The following is a 20,548-nucleotide window of genomic DNA, read 5'->3' on the forward strand; positions in this document are numbered from 1 at the left end:
CCGGTGCAACATCACTGCCTACCTGCCGGGCAAGAAAAAGGGGGCCTTCCGGCCCCCGTTTCCCTGCAATCAGGATACCCTTTCAGGCGATCACATGTTCCGGCACCTTGGCCCCGGTCATGAAGGCCACGGCATCCGACATCGTGTATTCCTTCGGGTCGATCACGCACAGACGCTTGCCCAAGCGGTGGATGTGGATGCGATCGGCCACTTCGAACACATGCGGCATGTTGTGGCTGATCAGGATGATCGGCAGCCCGCGCTTTTTCACATCCTGGATCAGTTCCAGCACCCGGCGGCTTTCCTTTACACCCAGCGCGGCGGTGGGTTCATCCATGATCACGACCTTGGACCCGAAGGCCGCCGCCCGTGCCACGGCCACACCCTGCCGCTGCCCGCCTGACAGTGTTTCCACCGCCTGCCCGATGTTCTGAATCGTCATCAGGCCCAGTTCCGTAAGCTTGTCGCGGGCGATCTGTTCCATCGCGCCCCGGTCCAGCATCCGGAACACCGACCCCATCACACCGGGTTTGCGAATTTCGCGCCCCATGAACATGTTGTCGGCGATGGACAGCGCGGGCGACAGCGCAAGGTTCTGATACACCGTCTCGATCCCGGCATCACGTGCCTGCATCGGGTTGGCGAACTGAACAGGTTTCCCGTCCAGCTTGATCTCGCCCTCATCCGGGGTAACCGCCCCGCACAGCGCTTTGATCAGCGTCGATTTCCCGGCCCCGTTATCGCCGATCACCGCAAGGATCTCGCCGGGATAGAGGTCAAAGTCGCACTGGTCCAGCGCGGTCACGCGCCCGTAGCGCTTGGTCAGACCGCGCGCACTCAGAATGGGTTCAGCCATGTCTTGTCCCTCCCTCAGCCCGAAACCTTGCGGATCCACTGGTCAATGGCGACAGCGCCGATGATCAGGATACCCGTCAGCAGCACCTTCCATTGCGGATCGGCACCCAACATGTTCAGCCCCATGCTCATCACGCCCACGATCAGCGTTCCGAACAGCACGCCCAGAATGGACCCGCGCCCGCCGAACAGCGATATCCCCCCGATCACCGCGGCCGTGATGGCCTGAAGGTTGAAATCGGTGGTCACGGTCGAGGGCGAGATCGACCCGTTCCGACCGATCGACACCCACGCCGCCAGCGCAGCGATCAGACCGGCCAGAGCATAGACGCCGATCAGCACGCGGCTGACCCGGATGCCCGACAGCTCTGATGCATCGGGATCGTCACCGACGGCATAGATATGGCGCCCGAATGCGGTGTAGTTCAGCATGTACCACAGCGCGACATAGACCAGCACCATGCAGATCACCCCATAGGTGACCTGCGCGCCGCCCAGTTCGAACCGGTTGCCAAAGAAGTGCAGCCCGGTCGTCAGGGCCGTCAGATCGGCTTCGCGCATGGTCTCGTTGGCGGAATAGATCAGACAGACGGCCATGAACACGTTCCATGTGCCCAAGGTCACGATGAACGGCGGCAAACGTAGACGGGCGACCAGATACCCGTTGATCCAACCGCAGAACCCGGCCAGCGCAAAGCCTGCAATGATCGCAAGATACCAAGGCAGGCCATAGGTCAGCACGGCATGGCCCATAAGAACAAAGGCGAAAACCATGACCACGCCGATCGCAAGGTCAATGCCCGCCGTCAGGATGACAAGCGTTTGCGCCGCGGCAAGAATACCGACCACGGCCACCTGCTGCATGATCAGCGTGAGCGTATAGGCCGAGAAGAACCGCAGACCTTCGAAATCACCCGTGATCCAGCGGAACTCCATCAGAACCGATCCGTCCCGCGCTGCGGCAAAGAAGATGATCAGCGCGACAAGCACGATCATCGGCACCGCTGCCGGGTTGGAGTGCAGATAATGCTGCAACTTGCGAAGGCCGCCCCTGTGTTCGTCGAAATGCGCGACGGTCGCCGCGCTTTTATCAAGGACCTTCTCGAATTCCTGTGGCTGGCTCATGTGTCACCCCCCCTGAAAGACCCGCTTTGCGCCCAAGGCGCGGGTTCTGCCTAGACAAAGGGCGGCCCTGGTCGAGAGCCGCCCCCGTTTTCTCCCGTCTGGGATCATGCGGGGGGCTGTCCCCCCGCACAAGCCTCAGATTAGCCCCAGCACAGTTCCGTGCCTTTGGTGGTGTCGATCGACGTCACGCCTTCGGCGGGCTTGTCGGTGATCAGCGCCACGCCGGTATCGAAGAAGGCCTTGCCCGGGGTCGGTGCAGGCTTCTCGCCCGAGTCAGCCCACTTCTTGATGGCTTCCACGCCCAGCGCCGCCATCATCAGCGGATACTGCTGCGAGGTTGCACCGATGACGCCGTCCTTGACCGAGGCAACGCCCGGGCAGCCGCCGTCAACCGACACGATCAGCACGTCGTTTTCCTTGCCGACAGCCTTCAGCGCCTGATAGGCGCCCACGGCGGCGGGCTCGTTGATCGTGTGGATCACGTTGATATCGGGGTTGATCTGCAGAAGGTTCTCCATCGCCTTGCGGCCGCCTTCTTCGTTGCCGTTGGTCACGTCATGGCCAACGATGCGCGGATCGGTTTCGTCGCCGATGTCGTTCGGGTCGGCCACGTCGATGCCGAAGCCCATCATGAAGCCCTGGTTACGCAGGACGTCGACGGTCGGTTCCGACGGGGTCAGGTTCAGGAAGCCGATCTTGGCGTTTGCGGCTTCTGCACCCAGCGTTGCGGCAGCCCAGGCGCCGATCAGCTTGCCGGCTTCGAGGTTGTCGGTCGCGAAGGTCGCGTCGGCGGCATCTGCCGGATCAAGCGGGGTGTCCAGCGCGATGACGACCATGCCGGCCTCTTGCGCCTTCTTCACCGAATCCACGATGGCCTTGGTGTCGGAGGCGGCGATCAGGATGCCCTTAGCGCCGTCGGCGATGCAGGCTTCGATGGCAGCAACCTGGCTGTCATGGTCGCCGTCAACCTTGCCTGCGTAGGACTTCAGCGAAACGCCCAGTTCGGCGGCCTTCGCCTCGGCACCTTCCTTCATCTTCACGAAGAAGGGGTTGGTGTCGGTCTTGGTGATCAGGCACGCGGCAACGTCCTGCGCCATGACCGGAGCAGCCGACAGCAGCGCAAGCGTGGCAGCCCCGGCAAGGGCTTTTGCTTTGAATTTCATTGATTTTCCTCCCAAGAAAATCAGGGGGTGCGCCCCCTCATGTGATGTGCCGTGAGGGGTAATCCCCCCTTGCGACGGTGACAAGAAAACCGATTCCCTCCGCCGCGTCAAGATAATTAAATCACTCTGAATTATTATTGACATGCCGCCGATTCCCCGCGCATCCTCGCCTCAAAACTGGGCAAAACCGCCCGGAACGGGAGGAGACGTGCGACCATTGGCCGAGACGATGCCGGATCGTCACGCCCCCGAAGCCGCTGGCTTTCGGGGGTCGAACCAGTCCGGCATGCGCGCCCATAACGAAAGGCTGGTGCTGTCGATCCTGCGCCAGCAGGGGCCGTTGGCCAAGTCCGATCTGGCGCGGATCACCGGCCTGTCGGTGCAGACCGTATCTGTCATCATGCGCAGTCTGGAACAGGATGGCCTGCTGCTGCGGGGCGAGCCGATCCGCGGCCGCATCGGCCAGCCGTCGGTGCCGATGTCGCTGGATGCGGAAGGCGCGTTTTTCCTTGGGCTGAAGATCGGGCGACGGTCGGCTGATCTGATGCTGGTCGATTTTCTGGGTCGTGTGCGCGCCACGCGCCGCCGTATCTATCGCTATCCGACCCCCGATATCGTGGTGGCTTTCGTCACCGATGCCCTGCCCGCCGTTCTGGCCATGCTGCCCGGCGCGCAGCGCGACAGGGTAGGTGGCATGGGCATCGCCATGCCGTTCCAGCTGTGGAACTGGGTGCATTACCTTGGCGCGCCACAGGCTGAAATGGACAGTTGGCGCAACCGCGACATCAACGCTGAAATCGCCGCCATCGCCGGGATGCCCGTCCATGTGCAGAACGACGCCACCGCCGCCTGCGGGGCGGAGCTGGTTTTTGGCACGGGCGAAAAGCCCAAGGATTTCCTGTATTTCTATTTTGGTACCTTCATCGGTGGCGGGCTGGTCCTGAACGGCCAGTTGTTCACCGGACGCACCGGCAATGCCGGGGGCGTGGGTCCCATGCCCGTGCCCGGCCCGGATGGCACCCTGCAACGCCTGTTCGACGTGGCGTCGATGTCGCGGCTGGCCGAACAGATGGAAGCCGCCGGCGAAAGCGCAGATCACCTGTGGGAACAGCATCTGGAATGGCGCGTATCGCCCGATATTCTGGATGACTGGATCGGCCATGCCGCCGAGGGGTTGGCCTATGCCACCCTGTCCGCCGCAGCTTTGGTGGAACTGGAGGCCGTGATGATCGACGGCTGGATGCCCACCGATGTGCGGGCCGAAATCACCCGCCGCACCCATGCCGCGCTGTCACGCCTTGATCTGTCGGGGGTGGAACAACCGCAGGTCCGCGAAGGCACCGTCGGGGCCGAGGCGCGCGCGCTGGGGGCTGCCGCCATCCCGCTGGCCCAGCGCTATTTGATCGACCCTGCTGCTGCGCAGGGCTGACCTGCGGGCCACCATACAGGCGCGCGCATCCCGACCACCCGCCGCACCGCGATGCCGAAAACGGCCCCAAACCTGCGTTTTTGCTGCAACAGCGTCTTGATCTGATCGAACATTTTGCACAGATGGGGGGTGTCCGTGCCAAAGGTGGCCTAATCTTTGCGCGGTTCCTGCCGAAGAGGAGTGTGCGTCGCGGACACGACGCTAAGGGAGTAAAATTTCTCGATGACCCTTGCGTTGATTGCCGCCCTGCCCTTTCTCGGCGCCTTGTTGCCGGGCCTCCTGATCCGTTCCGGCCGCACTGCCTGTGCCACCGTAACCGGTTCGGTCACCGCCTTGGCGCTGGTGCTGCTGGCGATGCAGGCCCCTGCCGTGCTGCGCGGCGAAGTGGTGCAGACCCGCATCGAATGGATCCCCTCGCTCGGCCTGAACGTGAATTTCATGCTCGATGGGCTGGGCCTGCTGTTTGCGGGGCTGATCCTTGGCATCGGCCTGCTGATCATCCTTTACGCCCGTTTCTACCTGTCGAAATCCGATCCGATGGGGGTGTTCTACACCTATCTGATGCTGTTTCAGGGCGCGATGGTGGGGATCGTGCTTTCGGACAACATCCTGATGTTGCTGATCTTCTGGGAACTGACCTCGCTGTCGTCCTTCCTGCTGATCGGGTTCTGGAAACACCTGCCCGAAGGGCGGCAGGGCGCGCGCATGGCGCTGGCCGTCACCGGCGGCGGCGGGCTGGCGCTGATCGGGGGGATGCTGATCCTTGGCAATATTGCAGGCAGCTATGACCTGTCGGTCATCCTGACGCAGAAAGAGGTGATTCAGGCCTCCGACTGGTATCTGCCCGCGCTGATCCTGATCCTGCTGGGCTGTTTCACCAAATCCGCGCAATTCCCGTTCCATTTCTGGCTTCCGCACGCCATGGCCGCGCCAACCCCGGTTTCGGCCTATCTGCATTCGGCCACCATGGTGAAGGCGGGCATCTTCCTGATGGCGCGGCTTTGGCCCGTGCTGGCGGGTACGCCGGAATGGTTCTGGATCGTCACATCGGCGGGCCTGATCACCATGCTGATCGGCGCCAAGATCGCCTTCTTCAAGGATGACCTGAAGGCATTGCTGGCCTTTTCCACCGTCAGCCACCTTGGCCTGATCACCATGCTGCTGGGCATGGGCACGGCCAAGGCCGCAACCGTGGCGGTGTTTCACATCATCAACCACGCCACCTTCAAGGCCGCGCTCTTCATGACCGCCGGGATCGTGGACCATGAGACACACACTCGCGATCTGAAGCGGCTGGGTGGCTTGCGCCATCTGATGCCCATCACCTTTACCATCGCGGGCATTGCCGCGCTGTCCATGGCGGGCATCCCGCCGTTCAACGGGTTCCTGTCCAAGGAAATGATGCTGGAAGAGGCCGCGCATACCGCACTTGGACCGGTCTGGCTGCTGCCGCTGCTGGCCACCGCAGGGGCGCTCTTTTCGGTCGCCTACAGCTTTCGCTTCCTGTCCCATGCCTTTCTGGGGCCGAAGCGCGATGATTACCCCCACACCCCGCATGATCCGGGCTTTGGCCTTTGGGCGGCACCGGCCTTTCTTTGCCTGCTGGTCATCCTGATCGGCCTGATCCCCATGACCTCTGCCGCATGGCTGGTGGATGTGGCGGCCAGCGCCGTTACCGGGGCCGAGGCTGAGGTGCATATCAAGCATTGGCACGGCCTGTATTCCCCCGCCTTGTGGATGTCGCTGGCGGCGGTGGGCGGGGGCTTTGCGCTGCTGGCGGCCTTCCGCCCGATGCGCGCCCTGTGGGACGCCACCCCGCGCCCCGAGGCGAAGGTCATCTTTGACGCGATCATGGAACCGCTGGTTGCCGCCGCGCGCGCCGTCACCCAGGCGCTGCATAACGGGTCACTCACCCGCGCGGTGGCGATCGGCACCGTGGCGATCACGGCGGCCTGCCTTTGGGCCTTTGCGGGCGGGACACATACCCCCGGCACCCGCGCCATGCTGCCGCTGGAACCCGTGCCGCTGATCGGCTGGGGCCTGCTGATGTGCGCGGTCGTCGGGGTGGTCTTGACCCATCGCAACCGCCTGATGTCGCTGATCCTGATCGGGATTATCGGGCTGATCATCTCGCTCGGCTTTGCATGGCTGTCGGCACCCGACCTCGCGCTTACCCAGATCACGGTCGAGGTGGTGACGGTGGTCTTCATGCTGCTGGCGCTGAACTTCCTGCCGAAGGAAACGCCGCGTGAAAGCAGCCCGTTCCGCCGGGGCCGTGATGCGGTGGTGGCGATTGCGGCGGGCGCGGGCATCGGCGGGCTGGCCTATGCCATCATGACGCGCGACTTCGCCTTTCCGTCGATTTCCGCCTATCACCTTGCCCAGTCGAAACCCGGCGCGGGCGGCACCAATGCGGTGAACACGATCATCGTGGATTTCCGGGGCTATGATACCTTTGGTGAGATCATCGTTCTGGGGATCGCCGCGCTGCTGATCTATGCGCTGGTCGAGGCGCTGCTGAAACCCGGCACCGCGAATGACCGCTTGCTTGCCATGCCAGTGCGCGCTGATCGCGCCGGCGACCGCCACCCGCTTTTGATGGTGATGGCCACGCGCTTTTTGCTGCCGGTGGCGATGATGATCGGGGTGTTCCTGTATTTCCGGGGCCATAACCTGCCCGGCGGCGGCTTTGTGGCGGGGCTGGTCTTCGCCATCGCCACGGTCATGCAATACATGGCCTCCGGCCTTGGCTGGACCGAGGCGCGCCAGCGCATCGAATACCACGCGCTGATCGCTGCGGGTGTGCTGGTCGCCGCCGCCGCAGGGGTGGGATCGTGGCTGTTCGGCGCGCCCTTCCTGTCGTCCAGCTACACCTATGTGCACCTATGGCCGCTGGAAGAGTTTGAACTGGCCACCGCCGCGATCTTCGATTTGGGTGTCTTCCTCTGCGTGCTGGGCGCGGTGCTTCTGGCGCTGAACTCGCTCAGCCGGATGGCCCGCCGTGCGGGGGAAACGGTCAGCGCCGATCCCTACTCCGTCGATCGCCCGGAAGGAGGGAACTGATATGGAAGCCCTGATCGCCATCTCCATCGGCACCCTTACCGCATCGGGCATCTACCTGATGCTGCGCCAGCGCACCTTTCCCGTGATCATCGGGCTGACGCTGCTGTCCTATGCTGTCAACGTCTTCATCTTTGCCGCCGGTCGCCTTGTCCCCGGCCTGCCCGCCATCATCGCCAAGGATGCGGCGGGCTATACCGATCCGCTGCCGCAGGCGCTGGTGCTGACGGCCATCGTGATTTCCTTCGGGATGACCGCAGTGATCGTGCTGATGTCCTTGGGGGCATGGCTGGAATCCGGCCATGACAAGGTCGACATGGACGAAGACGAAGGGGAGATGGGCAAATGATGGATCACTGGATCATCGCCCCCGTCGCGCTGCCCGCGATACTTGCGCCGCTGATCGTGCTGATCATGCGCAACGACCTGACGCTGCAACGCATCTTTGCGGTTGGCGGAACGCTGGCCATGTTGGCGATTTCCGCAGCCCTGCTCTGGTCGGCCAGCCATAACCCGCCCGAGGCCTATTTCCTGGGCAACTGGCCCGCGCCTTTCGGCATCGTGCTGATGCTGGACAGGCTGTCGGCCATGATGTTGCTGCTGACGGCGGTGCTGGCGCTGGCGGTGCAGCTTTACGCCATCGCGACCGATTGGGATGCGCGCGGGCGGCATTTCCACGCGCTGTTCCTGTTTCAGATGATGGGCATCAACGGTGCCTTTCTGACCGCCGACGCCTTCAACCTGTTCGTCTTCTTCGAAGTGCTGCTGATCGCCTCTTACGGGCTGATGATCCACGGTGCGGGCAAGGACCGGTTGCGCGCGGGCGTGCAATACATCGCCTTCAACCTGATCGCCTCGACCCTGTTCCTGTTCGCGCTGGCCACGATCTATGCCGTCACCGGCACGCTGAACATGGCCGATATCGCGCTAAAGGTCGCCACCCTGCCCGAGGGTGAGGCCGGGCTGATCCGGGTGGCTGCCATCCTGATGCTGTCGGTCTTTGCCATCAAGGGCGCGCTGGTGCCGCTGCAATTCTGGCTGCCCGGCACCTATGCCAATGCGCCCGGCCCTGTGGCCGCGCTGTTCGCCATCATGACCAAGGTCGGCGCCTATGCCATCCTGCGCACCACGACGCTGATCTTCCCGCCCGACACGGCTGCGACCGGCAGCATGGTGGCCGATCTGATGCTGCCCGCCGCACTGGTGACGCTGGCGGTGGGGTCCATCGGTATTCTAGGGGCCACGACCCTACCGCGTCTGGCCGCCTTTGCCGGGATCGCGTCGATGGGCACGCTGTTCACGGCGTTTTCCGCCTTTACCCCGCAGGCCACGGCGGCGGGGCTTTACTACCTGCTGCATTCCACCCTTGCCACGGCGGCGATCTTCCTGATCGCCGATCTGGTCAGCGACCGGCGCGGCAGCGGGGCACTGACAGCCCAGCCCCGCTTTGCCCAGCAGGGCCTGATCGCGGCCTTCTTCTTTGCCAATGCCATCGCGCTGGCGGGGATGCCGCCCTTGTCGGGCTTCATCGGCAAACTGCTGGTGATGGATGCGCTGCGCGACAACCTTGCCCTGATCTGGACGGTGATCCTTGTCTCGTCTTTCCTGATGGTGCTGGGCTTTGCCCGCGCGGGTTCGGTCCTGTTCTGGAAATCCCACGCCACGGGTGAGGCTGTTACCACCGATCAACGGGCCGAGCCGCTGGCCTTTGTCGCCGCTGGCGGTTTGCTGGCGGGTCTGGTCCTGCTGACGGTCTTTGCAGGCCCGGTCATGGCCTGGCTGGATATCACCGCCGCCGCCCTGCACGCGCCCGATGCCTATATCGCGGCCAATCAGTTGCAAGAGGTGAACTGACATGCTCCGCCGCCTCTATCCGCATCCTTATCTGTCGCTGTTTCTGGTGCTGACCTGGTTCCTGCTGGTCAATCAGTGGAAGCTGGGCAGCCTTGTCATGGCGATCTTTCTTGCCACCGTCATCCCGCTGATCACCGCGCCCTATTGGCCCCATCGCCCCCGCCTGAACAGCATGCCCGCCCTGCTGTCTTATGTGGCGCTGGTGGTCTGGGACGTGATCATTGCCAACATTCAGGTGGCCAAGATCGTGCTGTTCATGCCGCGCGACAAGATCCAGTCCGCCTGGGTGCGCGTGCCGATCGAACTGAAATCACCCGAGGCGATTGCCCTGCTGGCCGGAACCATCACCATGACCCCCGGCACGGTGACCGCCGACATGTCCGCCTGCGGGCGGGTGCTGCTGATCCATTCCCTGCACGCGCCCGACCCTGACGCCATCCGCGACGACATCAAGTCGCGCTATGAAACCCGGCTGAAGAGGATCTTTGAATGATCACCTATGCCCTTGGCTTCGCCCTTGTCTGCTTTGGCATCGGCCTGATCCTGAACCTGTGGCGGCTGGCCGTCGGCCCCACTGTGGCCGACCGCATCCTTGCACTGGATACGATGGTGGTGAACGTCATCGCCATCATCGTGCTGAACGGGATTCACACCGGGCAAGGCATCAATTTCGAAGCGGCCATGCTGTTTGCCCTGACCGGCTTTGTCAGCACGGTCGCCTTTTGCAAGTACCTGCTGCGGGGGAGCGTGATCGAATGACCTTCGGCCTTGAAATCGCGCTTTCCATCCTTCTGGTTGTCGGCGGCCTGTTTGGCCTGACGGGCAGCTATGGCCTGATCCGGCTGAAAGACCGTATGCAGCGCCTGCACGCGCCGACCAAGGCGTCGACCGTCGGCCTTGGCACGGCGCTGCTGGCCTCCATGTTCCACGGGTTGATGATCGGCACCGGGTTTTCCTGGCAAGAGGTGCTGGTGATGATCTTCATTTTCGTCACCGCCCCGATCACCGCGAATTACCTGTCCAAGGTGCATCTGCAATCGCGCCACTATGACGGGCAAACCCCGACCACGGGCGTCAGCCGCGACTGGGCCACCTTCGACACCGCCCCGCAAGAGGCAGAACCGCTGCTTCCCAGCCGCGATTCCTGACCATAAGGTCAAAATTCTGCCCATCGCGGCACCCCCGCCCTTGCGCGGGGGCGCGTGGCGTTGCATCTTCGCCCGGTCCGAAGGGAGGACCGCGTGCAGACACTCACCCCCAGCCAGACTGACCACGGCCAAGCCCAGCTTCCGCAGGTCGCCCATCCGCGCAATCCCGGCATGCCGCTGGATCTGGATTGGGTCGCCGCCGTGCAGGCCAACACTTCGGCCATCGAACGCCGCGCCGCCACCTTGGGTGGCCGCCGGTCGGTGAAAAAGGAATTTCAGGCGGCATGGCTGCTCAAAGCCGTCAGCCTGATCGACCTGACCACCCTGTCGGGCGATGATACCGCAGGCCGGGTGCAGCGCCTTTGTGCCAAGGCACGCCAGCCGGTCGCGCCCTGGATGCTGGAAAAGCTGGGGATGGAGGGGCTGAAGACCGGCGCCGTCTGCGTCTATCACGATATGGTGGAAACCGCCGTGCGCGCGCTGGAGGGATCGGGGATTCCCGTCGCCGCCGTATCCACCGGATTTCCCGCTGGCCTGTCGCCCTATCACCTGCGCATCGCCGAAATCGGCGAAAGCGTGAAGGCCGGGGCGCAGGAAATCGACATCGTCATTTCCCGCCGCCATGTCCTTACCGGCAACTGGCAGGCGCTCTATGATGAGATGCGCGAAATGCGCGAGGCCTGCGGTCCCGCCCATGTGAAGGCCATCCTTGCCACGGGCGAATTGGCCACCCTGCGGAACGTGGCCCGTGCGTCGCTGGTCTGCATGATGGCAGGGGCGGATTTCATCAAGACATCGACCGGCAAGGAAAGCGTCAACGCCACCCTGCCCGTGACGCTGACCATGATCCGCGCCATCCGCGACTATCAGGATCGGACAGGGGTAAAGGTCGGCTACAAACCCGCCGGCGGCATCGCCAAGGCCAAGGATGCGCTGCTTTATCTGGCGCTGATGAAGGATGAGTTGGGCCACCCTTGGCTGCAACCCGATCTGTTCCGCTTCGGCGCGTCGTCCCTGCTGGGCGATATCGAACGCCAGCTGGAACATTACCTGACCGGCCACTATTCGGCCGCCAACCGCCACGCGATGGGATAAATCCATGACGATCAAGGAAATCTTCGACCGCATGGATTACGGCCCCGCCCCGGAAGGCAATGCCGAGGTGAAGGCATGGCTGGCCAAACACAAATCCAGCTTTGGCCATTTCATTGATGGCGGCTTTGCCAAACCCGGCACAGGCTTTGCCACGAAGAACCCGGCGAATGGCGACACACTGGCCATGGTGACGCAAGGCACCGCCAAGGATATCGAAGCCGCAGTCAAGGCCGCCCGCCGCGCCCAGCCGAAATGGGCCCGCCTGCCCGGCCATGCGCGGGCGAAATACCTCTATGCGCTGGCCCGCCTGATTCAGAAACACAGCCGCCTGCTGGCCGTGCTGGAAACGATGGACAACGGCAAACCCATCCGCGAAAGCCGTGATATCGACGTGCCACTGGTCGCGCGGCATTTCTATTACCACGCGGGCCTGGCGCAGTTGATGGACAGCGAACTTCCCGGCCTGTCCCCGCTGGGCGTGTGCGGCGCGGTGATCCCGTGGAACTTCCCCCTGCTGATGCTGGCCTGGAAAGTTGCGCCCGCGCTGGCCGCCGGAAATACCGTCGTCCTCAAACCCGCCGAATACACACCTCTCACCGCGCTTCTCTTCGCTGAAATCACGCGGGAGGCGGGGCTGCCCAAAGGCGTGCTGAACATCGTCACGGGCGACGGCGAAACCGGGGCGGCGCTGGTGGCCCATCCGGGTGTGGACAAGATCGCCTTCACTGGCTCCACCTCTGTGGGAAAGGCCATCCGCCGCGCGACCGCAGGCACGGGCAAGGCGCTAACGCTCGAGTTGGGAGGGAAATCCCCCTATATCGTGTTCGACGATGCCGATATCGACAGCGCGATCGAAGGCCTTGTCGATGCGATCTGGTTCAATCAGGGACAGGTCTGCTGCGCCGGTTCCCGCCTTCTGGTGCAGGAAGGCATTGCCGAGCGGTTCCATGACAAGCTGAAACGCCGGATGGATGGCCTTCGCATCGGCGACCCGCTGGACAAATGCATCGACGTGGGCGCGGTGGTCGATCCGATCCAGTTGGCGACCATCACAGATATGGTCAACGGATCAGATGGCGAGGTTTACCACGCCAACACCCCGCTTCCCACCGGCGGCTGCTATTACCCGCCCACGCTGATCACCGGCCTCGGCACAGCATCGCGCCTGATGCAGGAAGAGGTGTTCGGCCCCGTCCTCGTGTCGATGACCTTCCGCACCCCAACCGAGGCGGTGGAACTGGCCAACAACACCCGCTACGGCCTTGCGGCCAGCATCTGGACGGAAAACGTCAACCTCGCGCTCGACATCGCGCCCAAGGTCAAGGCGGGCGTGGTCTGGGTAAATGCCACCAACCTGTTCGACGCCGCCGCAGGTTTTGGCGGCGTGCGCGAAAGCGGCTTTGGCCGCGAAGGCGGGTGGGAGGGGCTCTTGGCCTATCTCAAACCCGCCGCGACAGTGAAACCGCTGAAACCTGTCACCCCGGTCGCCGAACCTGTCAGCTTCGCGGCCCCCGAACTGGACCGTACGGCCAAGCTGTTCATCGGCGGCAAGCAGGCCCGCCCCGACGGTGGCTATTCCCGCGCGGTCTTTTCGCCCAAGGGCGCGCTGCTGGGCCATGTGGGCCTTGGCAACCGCAAGGATATCCGCAATGCGGTCGAGGCTGCCCATGCCGCCAAGGGCTGGGGTAAGGCCACGGGGCATAACCGCGCGCAGATCCTGTATTACATCGCCGAAAACCTGTCGGCACGCACCGGGGAATTCGCCGCCCGCCTGCGCGACCTGACCGGTCGTGATGGCCGGGCCGAGGTAGAGGCCAGCATCGCACGGCTGTTCACCTATGCGGCGTGGTCGGACAAATTCGATGGGCAGGCGAAATCCGTTCCCCTGCGCGGCATCGCGCTGGCACTGAACGAACCCGTCGGCGTGATCGGCGCACTTTGCGCGGATGAGGCGCCGCTTCTGGGCCTGATCTCGGCCATGGCACCCGCGATTGCCATGGGCAATACCTGCGTTCTGGTTCCGTCGGACCCCTTTCCGCTGGCGGCAACGGACCTTTATCAGGTGCTGGAAACCTCGGACCTGCCGCCCGGCGTGGTGAACTTCGTGACCGGTTCGCATGCCGAACTGGCCAAGCCGATGGCCGGGCATATGGATGTCGACGCGCTCTGGTCCTTCTCTTCGACCGACCTGTCGGCGCTGATCGAAGCCGAATCCGCCACCAACCTGAAGCGCACCTGGGTGAACAACGCCCGCCTGCGCGACTGGACGGGTGCAGCCGGCGAAGGGCGAGAATTTCTGCGCCATGCCACCGCAATCAAGACGGTCTGGGTGCCCTATGGCGAGTGAGAGGAAAAGTTTTCACTGAAAACTTTCCCCGCGCAGGCCTTCTGCGAAGGCCTGCAAATTTTACAGGTAAAATTTGCCCAGAACCGCAAATTTTTCCCTGAAAAACTTGCGCCCGCTCAGGCCCGGCCCGCCGCTGCGGACAGCATCAGCGGGTCAATGCCCATGGCCCGAAGCGCACCCACCCATTTGCCCGCGTCGTCGGCTGAGAACACCAGATCCTCCGCCGCGTCCGCAATCAGCCAGCCATTGGCGCGGATCTCATCCTCCAACTGCCCCGGCCCCCAGCCGGAATAGCCCAGCGCCAGCAGCGCGCGCGCAGGCCCATCGCCCCGCGCCAGCGCTTCAAGGATATCCAGCGTCGCGGTCATCCCGTAATCCGACCCGATTCGCATCGTTGCGGGCCCTCCGGTATAGTCGGGCGAATGCAGCACGAAGCCGCGCCCGCGTTCCACCGGGCCGCCGGAATGGATGCGGATGTCCCGCCCTTCGGGCACACGGGGAATCGACAACTGATCCAGCAGATTGCCAAAGGTCAGATCGCGCGCGGGGCGGTTGATGATCAGGCCCATCGCACCCTCGGCCGAATGGGCGCAGATCAGGATGACGCTTTTTTCAAAGCGCGGATCGCCCATCCCCGGCATGGCGACCAGCAGCTTTCCGTCCAGATCCAGTTCCGACATCGGCCCCTCCCCTGCACATCCTTCCATCAAGATGGGCCTGTTGCGCCCCTGCCTCAAGGGCATTCCTGTCACATGGTTTCTCTGGAACGTGATTTCCCATTACAGCCGCCCTGCCTATCTTGGCCCCATGCGCCAGATAGCTCTTCTCACCTTTGCCCTCATTGCCCCCGCCCTGCCCGCCGCTGCCTTTTCACAGGAAGACGTGCTGTCGGGTGATCTGCGCACGGGGTGGCAGGCCGAAAGCGGCGCACATATGACGGCGCTGCACCTGACCATGGCCCCGGGATGGAAGACCTATTGGCGCAGCCCCGGCGATGCGGGCATCCCGCCCAGCTTTGATTGGTCGGGCAGCGAAAACCTGCGCGCGGTGCATTTCCACTGGCCACGCCCGCATGTCTTTACCCTGAACGGGATGACGACGGTGGGCTACAAGAACGATCTTGTCCTGCCGATCGAGGTGATCCCCGTCGATCCGTCGCAACCCGTACGCTTGAAAGCGACGGTCGATCTGGGCGTGTGTGATGACATCTGCATCCCGGCGAGCCTGACTGTGGACAGCGTGATCGCAGGCCCCGGTGCGCCGGATGCGGTGATCGATGCGGCACTGGCCGACCGTCCGATATCGGCGCGGCAGGCGGGGCTGTCCGGCATCGGCTGCGCGGTGGACCCGATCAGCGACGGGCTGCGCATCACGGCAACCATGGGCCTGCCCGCAGGCGGCGGCGCGGAAACCGTGGTGTTCGAAAGCGGGCATTCCGATGTCTGGGTATCCGAGGCCAGCGCCAACCGCAGCGGCGGCACCCTGACCGCCAGCGCCGAAATGGTGCCACCGCAGGGCACGCCCTTTGCGCTGGACCGGTCCGGCGTTACCGTGACCGTCATCTCGGCCAATCGCGCGGTGGAAATCCGGGGCTGCCCGGCACCTTAAGCGACGCCGGGCCCTGACCTGCACCGTCAGGCCGCGCGACGCCGCCCGGCCAGCCAGACCCCGCCGGTAACCACCGCAGCCGTTGCCCCCACCACCAGCAGCGCGGCCAACCCCACGGGCAGCCCGCCCAGCCCCGGCAGCACTGAAAGCAACCAGCCGGGCAGCGCACCGCTTGCCAGCACAGGCCCCATCACCGCCACCAGCGCCACCGCCACGGCCAACACGGCCCCGCGCATCGCGCGCTGCATCCGCCCGCGCGCCCGCACCGCCCGCCGCAGCGCGCGGAACCGCCGCCCGCCATCGTTCAGCACCACCGTGATCGCAGGCACCACCAACAGCACCAGAAACATCCCGAAACCCAACCCAAAGACCAGCGTCACCACCGTGGGCTTCAGGAACTCGGCCTGACTGGACCGCTCGAACAGCAGCGGCGCCAATCCCAGCACTGTGGTCAGCGTCGTCAGCAGCACCGGGCGCAGACGATCCGCCACCGCATCCACCACCGCCGGGATCAGCCCGCGCTTTTCAGAATATTCGTCGATGGTCGACACCAGAACGATGGAATCGTTCACGATGATCCCCGACATGCCGATGATCCCCACGATGGAAAACATCGACAGCGGCACATCCCACACCCAATGGCCAAAGATCGCGCCCACCAGACCAAAGGGAATGACCGACATCACCACCATCGGCCGTGACCAGCTGGCGAAAATCCACGCGAGGCACAAGTAGATGCCCAACAATGCCAGCACCACCGCCACGGCCGCGCCGCTCAGGAATTCCTGCTCCTGTTCGGCCTGCCCGGAATAGCGCGCCATCGCGCCGAAATCCTGCTCCACCTGCGGCACGAACTCCGCCCGGAGCGCGGCCTGAATCTCGCTTGCCCGCGCCGGGTCATCTTCGGACAGTTCGCCCGAAACGGTGACCACCCGCAGCCCGTTTTCCCGCACCACGGATGAAAAGCCCGAAGCCTGCGCCACCGTCACGATATCGGCCAGCGGCACATAGACCGATGTGCCATCGCTGCCGACCGCCCGCATCTGCATCCGATCCAGGAAATCCGCCGTCAATTCACCCGGCGGCAGTTCCACCCGGATCGCGGCGGATCGCGGCCCGTCGGGATAAGTGGCGGCCTCGATGCCCCCCAGCATGTCCCGCAGGTCAGCCGCCAACCCGTCGATGGAAAAGCCCAGCGCCTGCCCTGTCGGCGTCAGGCTCAGAACCAGTTCCTCCTTGTCATAGGCCAGCGTATCCTCCAGCCCCGATACTTCGGGAAACACCGCCAGCCGTGCCTTCAACGCCTCGGCCGCCGCCTTCAGAACGCCCGCATCCGCGCCGTAGAAATCCACCGAAAGCGCGGCCCCACCGGGGCCGAACCGTCCGCCGCGAAAGCTCAGCTCCTCCAGCAGCGGGTGGCGGCGCACCTCGGCCTCGATGGCGGCGATCACCGCTGCACTGGAATAGGGGCGCAGGTCGGGATTGACGATCTCGATGGACACGCCGCCCAGCAGATCCGGGTCCTTGGTCGCCGCGCCCGACAGGCCGCGCCCCGAACCGCCGCCCACCTCGGCCATCACAAATTCCACCGGGTTCAGGCCATGCTCTGCCGCAAACGCCGCGCCCACGGCATCCACCGCGCGCTGCAACTCGGCCATCATCGCCAGCGTGTCATCGCGCGTGGCCCCCGGCAGCATCGCGAAATTCCCGCTCAACGATCCCTGCTCGGGCGCGTTGAAGAACCGGAACTGCACATCGCCGCGCACAAACAGCGCTGCCTGCGTGGCCAGCGCCAGCACAGCCGCCGCCAGCACCGGATACCGCGCCGCGATCACGCCCCGCATCAGCGGCTTCATCACCGCGTCCTTGAAACGGTCCAACTGCCGGTTGGTGAACCGGCTTGGCGCGTCATACCATTTCTCCTTCACCGAATCCGCCAAGGCATGGGCCATGTGATTGGGCAGGATCAGAAAACATTCGATCAGCGACGCCACCATCACCGCCATCACGGTAAAGGGGATGTCCTTGATCAGGTCGCCGAACCGCCCGCCGATCGCGGCCAATGCCAGGAAGGCGATCACCGTGGTCAGGGTCGAGGCCAGCACTGGCCCCGCCATCCGCACCGCCGCCCGTTCCGCCGCCACCACGGGCGTTTCGCCCATCTGGCGCACCCGGAAATCGGCATGCTCCCCCACCACGATGGAATCATCGACGATCACGCCCAGCACCAGGATCAGCGCAAAAAGCGAGATCATGTTCAGCGTGACGCCGCCCATCCACATCACGCCGATGGCGGCAATCGTGGCCACGGGAATCCCCGCCGCCACCCAAAGCGCGATGCGCCCGTTCAGGAACAGGAACAACATCAGCACCACCAGCACCATCCCCGACAGCGCATTGTCCAGCATCAGCGTCAGCCGGTCCGTGATCTGTTCGGCCCGCGTGCGGACAAGGTCCAGCGTCACGCCTTCGGGCAAGGCGGGGCGCATTGCCGCCGCCGCGTCGGCCACCCGGGCCTGCTGGTCGATGGCATCGCCCTCGGGTCCGCGCTCCACCCGGATCACCATGGCCGGGTTCGGCCCGACAAAGGCCGCGCGGCCCCGGTCCGCGCCTTCGACGCGGATCGTTGCCACATCGCGGATGCGCAGCACGGTGCCGTCCGGCCCCGCGCGCAGGGCGATATCACCGATCTCTTCGGCGGCGCGGCGTTCTTCGCCCGTGCGCACCCGCGCGGCCCCGGTCGCCACTTCGCCCGCAGGGCGCGTCACCACGGCGGATGCGATGGCATTGGCAATCTGTTCCATCGTCACGTCATGGCGCATCAGGGCGACGGGCGTGACCTCCACCACAGTCTGGGGCGCGGCCAGACCGCTGATCGTGGCCCGTGTCACGCCCGCTGCGAAAAGCCGCCCGGTGAATTCATCCGCCAGCCGGGCCAACTGGTCCACCGCAACCGGCCCGGTGATCACCACATCCGTCACCTGATCGCGCCACGCGCTGCGGCTGACCTCCGGCTCCTCGGCATCAGCGGGCAGGGTCGATACGCCCTCGACCGCCGCTGCCACATCCTGCGCGGCGCGGTCCAGATCGACGCCGGGTTCAAACTCGATCTCGATCGACGCCCGCCCTTCGGAAGACCGCGCATAGGTGGCGGCCACCCCCTCCACCGTCTTCAGCGCGGGTTCCAGAACCTGCACGATGCCGCGATCCACATCTTCGGCCCCCGCGCCGGGCCAGGACACATCGACATCCACCTCGGACAGGACGACATCAGGGAAGTATTGTGCGCGGATGTTCAGCGCGGCCACCAGCCCGCCCACCAGCATCAGCACCATCACCAGATTGGCCAGCGTCCGGTGCCGGACGAAATAGGACAGGATCCCGCGCGACCGCATCAGCCGCCCGCCCGTGCTTCGATCCGCGCCACCACATCGGCGGGCACGCGATCCTGCCGTAATTGTTCGATCACCCGTGCCTTGGCCTCATCGGGCATCCTTGCGTTGCCCTCGACCGCCGCGATCAGCGCCGCGCGGCGATCTTCCGTCAGGTCCAGCATTTCCAGTGCCGCCTCTTCGACACCGGGGCGCACCGGGCGCACCTTGATCCCCGCCCCGATCAGGGGGGAGCGTTCGGCCACCACCTCGCGCCCCACCAGCGCGCCGGGGGCCACGATCACCCGGTCGCCCTGCCGACGCAGCACCTCGACCGCCACATCCTCCAACCGTTCCTCGGCGTTCAAGGCCAGCACGCGCCCCGCTGCATCAACCGCCGTGGCGGGCAGGTCTGCCACGCTCTCCAGCTCGGGTTCGGCCACCGTCACCGTCACGAAATCCCCCGGACGCAGGCCGGGGGCCGCGTCGAGCGTGGCATAGACCACCCGCCCGCCACCCGCCTCGGCCCCTGACGCACCGGCCCGGACCACCCGCCCTTCGGCCGCCAGCGCAGCGCCCGCCACATCCAGCCGCGCAGTGACGGGTGCCTCGATCAACGCCCCCGCCCCGTCGATCAGCCGCGCATATTGCGCGGTTGACAGGCGGAACGTCACTTCCAGCGCGGTCGGGTCGATGATCTGGCCCAGCACCTCATTGGCATTGACCTGCCCGCCTTCTACCACCGGCGCGACGGCATTCAGCCGCCCGTCAAACGCCGCCCGGATCACAGTTTCCGCCAAAGCGCGGTCCGCTTCGGTCAGGGTGATCCGCGCGCGATCAACGGCAATCGCCGTCTGGTCCACCGCCGCCTCGGCCTGTGCCAGTGCCGACCGGCTTGACAGCAGTGCCTGTTCGGCCTGCGCCTGCGCCAGTTCTGCCGTTTCCACCGCCGCCGCCGATCCCGCCCCGCGCGCGGCAATGTCGCGCTGGCGCTGCACCGCCTGCGCGCGCAGCGCCAACTGCGCCTGCGACTGGGTCAGGTCATCCCGCGCCAGGTCCAGCGCCCGCCCCGCCTCGCGCTGCGCCGCCTCGGCCTCGGCAAGCGCCGCCGCCGCAAGGCCCTGCGCCGCCGTCGCCTCGGCCGGGTCCAGCCGCAGCAGCACCTCGCCTGCCGTCACGAACCCGCCATCGGCAAAGCCGGGGGCCAGTTCCACCACCCGCCCCCCCTGCGGCGCGCGCAGTTCCAGCGTGCGCACCGACCGCACCTCGCCATAGGCGGTCAGCAGCGGCACGATCCGCCCCGCCTCGACCCGCAGCACATTGGCCGACACCACCCGCTCTGCCGCAGGCATTGCCGGCCCGTCGTCCGCCATCCGTTCCCGCAACGCGCCCAAAACCACACCCACCGCCAATGCCAGCAAGGCCAGCGTCAGCGCCGCAAGGAACAGCCCGCTCATCGCGCGTCCGAAAAACCGCATGAAATTCCCTTTGCA

16 protein-coding genes are annotated in these 20,548 nt (G+C 65.0%); 10 read left to right on the forward strand and 6 right to left on the reverse strand.

The annotated features are described in order from the left end of the window. Positions 1-82: 82 nt before the first annotated feature. The 3 genes from RSE12_18800 to RSE12_18810 form a co-directional block, all read right to left on the reverse strand. The gene (locus tag RSE12_18800; GenBank protein WRH62390.1) at positions 83-856 is read right to left on the reverse strand and encodes an ATP-binding cassette domain-containing protein; all 774 of its coding nucleotides are present in this window, start codon (positions 854-856) and stop codon (positions 83-85) included. A gap of 14 nt (positions 857-870) precedes the next feature. After that, a complete protein-coding gene (locus tag RSE12_18805; protein WRH62391.1) occupies positions 871-1,980 on the reverse strand; it encodes an ABC transporter permease in 1,110 nt (369 codons plus the stop codon). Positions 1,981-2,120: 140 nt separating this feature from the next. Further along, entirely contained in the window at positions 2,121-3,077 is a 957-nt protein-coding gene (locus RSE12_18810; protein WRH64863.1) for a substrate-binding domain-containing protein, read from the reverse strand. A 295-nt stretch (positions 3,078-3,372) separates the two neighbouring features. Here RSE12_18810 and RSE12_18815 point away from each other — a divergent pair, with 295 nt between their 5' ends. The 9 genes from RSE12_18815 (at position 3,373) to RSE12_18855 (ending at position 14,076) form a co-directional block, all read left to right on the forward strand. Then, positions 3,373-4,572 carry an ROK family transcriptional regulator gene (locus tag RSE12_18815; GenBank protein WRH64864.1) on the forward strand — a complete coding sequence of 400 codons (1,200 nt, stop codon included), beginning with the start codon at positions 3,373-3,375 and terminating at the stop codon, positions 4,570-4,572. A gap of 222 nt (positions 4,573-4,794) precedes the next feature. Continuing rightward, the gene (locus RSE12_18820) at positions 4,795-7,635 is read left to right on the forward strand and encodes a monovalent cation/H+ antiporter subunit A (GenBank protein WRH62392.1); all 2,841 of its coding nucleotides are present in this window, start codon (positions 4,795-4,797) and stop codon (positions 7,633-7,635) included. A gap of 1 nt (position 7,636) precedes the next feature. Beyond that, positions 7,637-7,981 carry a Na+/H+ antiporter subunit C gene (locus RSE12_18825; GenBank protein ID WRH62393.1) on the forward strand — a complete coding sequence of 115 codons (345 nt, stop codon included), beginning with the start codon at positions 7,637-7,639 and terminating at the stop codon, positions 7,979-7,981. Further along, positions 7,981-9,486: a monovalent cation/H+ antiporter subunit D gene (locus tag RSE12_18830; protein ID WRH64865.1), complete on the forward strand. Its 1,506-nt coding sequence runs from the start codon at positions 7,981-7,983 to the stop codon at positions 9,484-9,486. The genes RSE12_18825 and RSE12_18830 overlap by 1 nt, the downstream gene beginning before the upstream one ends. 1 nt (position 9,487) lies before the next feature. Next, positions 9,488-9,979 carry a Na+/H+ antiporter subunit E gene (locus tag RSE12_18835; GenBank protein WRH62394.1) on the forward strand — a complete coding sequence of 164 codons (492 nt, stop codon included), beginning with the start codon at positions 9,488-9,490 and terminating at the stop codon, positions 9,977-9,979. Further along, positions 9,976-10,245: a K+/H+ antiporter subunit F gene (locus tag RSE12_18840; protein ID WRH62395.1), complete on the forward strand. Its 270-nt coding sequence runs from the start codon at positions 9,976-9,978 to the stop codon at positions 10,243-10,245. Before RSE12_18835 ends, RSE12_18840 begins: the two co-directional genes overlap by 4 nt. Beyond that, positions 10,242-10,634, forward strand: coding sequence for a monovalent cation/H(+) antiporter subunit G (gene mnhG / locus RSE12_18845; GenBank protein WRH62396.1), 393 nt, complete (start codon positions 10,242-10,244; stop codon positions 10,632-10,634). The genes RSE12_18840 and mnhG overlap by 4 nt, the downstream gene beginning before the upstream one ends. Positions 10,635-10,727: 93 nt before the next feature. Beyond that, positions 10,728-11,729 carry a deoxyribose-phosphate aldolase gene (gene deoC / locus RSE12_18850; GenBank protein ID WRH62397.1) on the forward strand — a complete coding sequence of 334 codons (1,002 nt, stop codon included), beginning with the start codon at positions 10,728-10,730 and terminating at the stop codon, positions 11,727-11,729. 4 nt (positions 11,730-11,733) lie between these two features. After that, positions 11,734-14,076 (forward strand): aldehyde dehydrogenase family protein, encoded by a 2,343-nt coding sequence (locus RSE12_18855; GenBank protein ID WRH62398.1) that lies wholly within the window; start codon positions 11,734-11,736, stop codon positions 14,074-14,076. Between the two features lie 116 nt (positions 14,077-14,192). On the opposite strand, the gene RSE12_18860 is transcribed toward RSE12_18855, so the two are convergent. Next, positions 14,193-14,747 (reverse strand): YqgE/AlgH family protein, encoded by a 555-nt coding sequence (locus RSE12_18860; protein ID WRH64866.1) that lies wholly within the window; start codon positions 14,745-14,747, stop codon positions 14,193-14,195. Positions 14,748-14,787: 40 nt separating this feature from the next. Here RSE12_18860 and RSE12_18865 point away from each other — a divergent pair, with 40 nt between their 5' ends. Then, positions 14,788-15,684, forward strand: a complete 897-nt coding sequence (locus RSE12_18865) for a protein-disulfide reductase DsbD family protein (GenBank protein WRH62399.1) — start codon at positions 14,788-14,790, stop codon at positions 15,682-15,684. 26 nt (positions 15,685-15,710) lie between these two features. Here RSE12_18865 and RSE12_18870 read toward each other — a convergent pair whose 3' ends face one another. Beyond that, positions 15,711-19,079, reverse strand: coding sequence for an efflux RND transporter permease subunit (locus RSE12_18870; protein ID WRH62400.1), 3,369 nt, complete (start codon positions 19,077-19,079; stop codon positions 15,711-15,713). Further along, positions 19,079-20,533, reverse strand: coding sequence for an HlyD family efflux transporter periplasmic adaptor subunit (locus tag RSE12_18875; GenBank protein WRH62401.1), 1,455 nt, complete (start codon positions 20,531-20,533; stop codon positions 19,079-19,081). Before RSE12_18875 ends, RSE12_18870 begins: the two co-directional genes overlap by 1 nt. Positions 20,534-20,548: the final 15 nt, after the last annotated feature.

Origin of the sequence: Fuscovulum sp., from assembly GCA_035192965.1 — a bacterium.
Lineage (GTDB): Bacteria > Pseudomonadota > Alphaproteobacteria > Rhodobacterales > Rhodobacteraceae > Paragemmobacter.

Excerpts from the sequence above, each read along its gene's own strand:
- RSE12_18800 (WRH62390.1), bottom strand. The coding sequence starts at position 856 with ATGGCTGAACCCATTCTGAGTGCGCGCGGTCTGACCAAGCGCTACGGG.
- RSE12_18805 (WRH62391.1), bottom strand. The coding sequence starts at position 1,980 with ATGAGCCAGCCACAGGAATTCGAGAAGGTCCTTGATAAAAGCGCGGCG.
- RSE12_18810 (WRH64863.1), bottom strand. The coding sequence starts at position 3,077 with ATGGCGCAGGACGTTGCCGCGTGCCTGATCACCAAGACCGACACCAAC.
- RSE12_18815 (WRH64864.1), top strand. The coding sequence starts at position 3,373 with ATGCCGGATCGTCACGCCCCCGAAGCCGCTGGCTTTCGGGGGTCGAAC.
- RSE12_18820 (WRH62392.1), top strand. The coding sequence starts at position 4,795 with ATGACCCTTGCGTTGATTGCCGCCCTGCCCTTTCTCGGCGCCTTGTTG.
- RSE12_18825 (WRH62393.1), top strand. The coding sequence starts at position 7,637 with ATGGAAGCCCTGATCGCCATCTCCATCGGCACCCTTACCGCATCGGGC.
- RSE12_18830 (WRH64865.1), top strand. The coding sequence starts at position 7,981 with ATGGATCACTGGATCATCGCCCCCGTCGCGCTGCCCGCGATACTTGCG.
- RSE12_18835 (WRH62394.1), top strand. The coding sequence starts at position 9,488 with ATGCTCCGCCGCCTCTATCCGCATCCTTATCTGTCGCTGTTTCTGGTG.
- RSE12_18840 (WRH62395.1), top strand. The coding sequence starts at position 9,976 with ATGATCACCTATGCCCTTGGCTTCGCCCTTGTCTGCTTTGGCATCGGC.
- mnhG (WRH62396.1), top strand. The coding sequence starts at position 10,242 with ATGACCTTCGGCCTTGAAATCGCGCTTTCCATCCTTCTGGTTGTCGGC.
- RSE12_18855 (WRH62398.1), top strand. The coding sequence starts at position 11,734 with ATGACGATCAAGGAAATCTTCGACCGCATGGATTACGGCCCCGCCCCG.
- RSE12_18865 (WRH62399.1), top strand. The coding sequence starts at position 14,788 with ATGGGCCTGTTGCGCCCCTGCCTCAAGGGCATTCCTGTCACATGGTTT.
- RSE12_18870 (WRH62400.1), bottom strand. The coding sequence starts at position 19,079 with ATGCGGTCGCGCGGGATCCTGTCCTATTTCGTCCGGCACCGGACGCTG.
- RSE12_18875 (WRH62401.1), bottom strand. The coding sequence starts at position 20,533 with ATGCGGTTTTTCGGACGCGCGATGAGCGGGCTGTTCCTTGCGGCGCTG.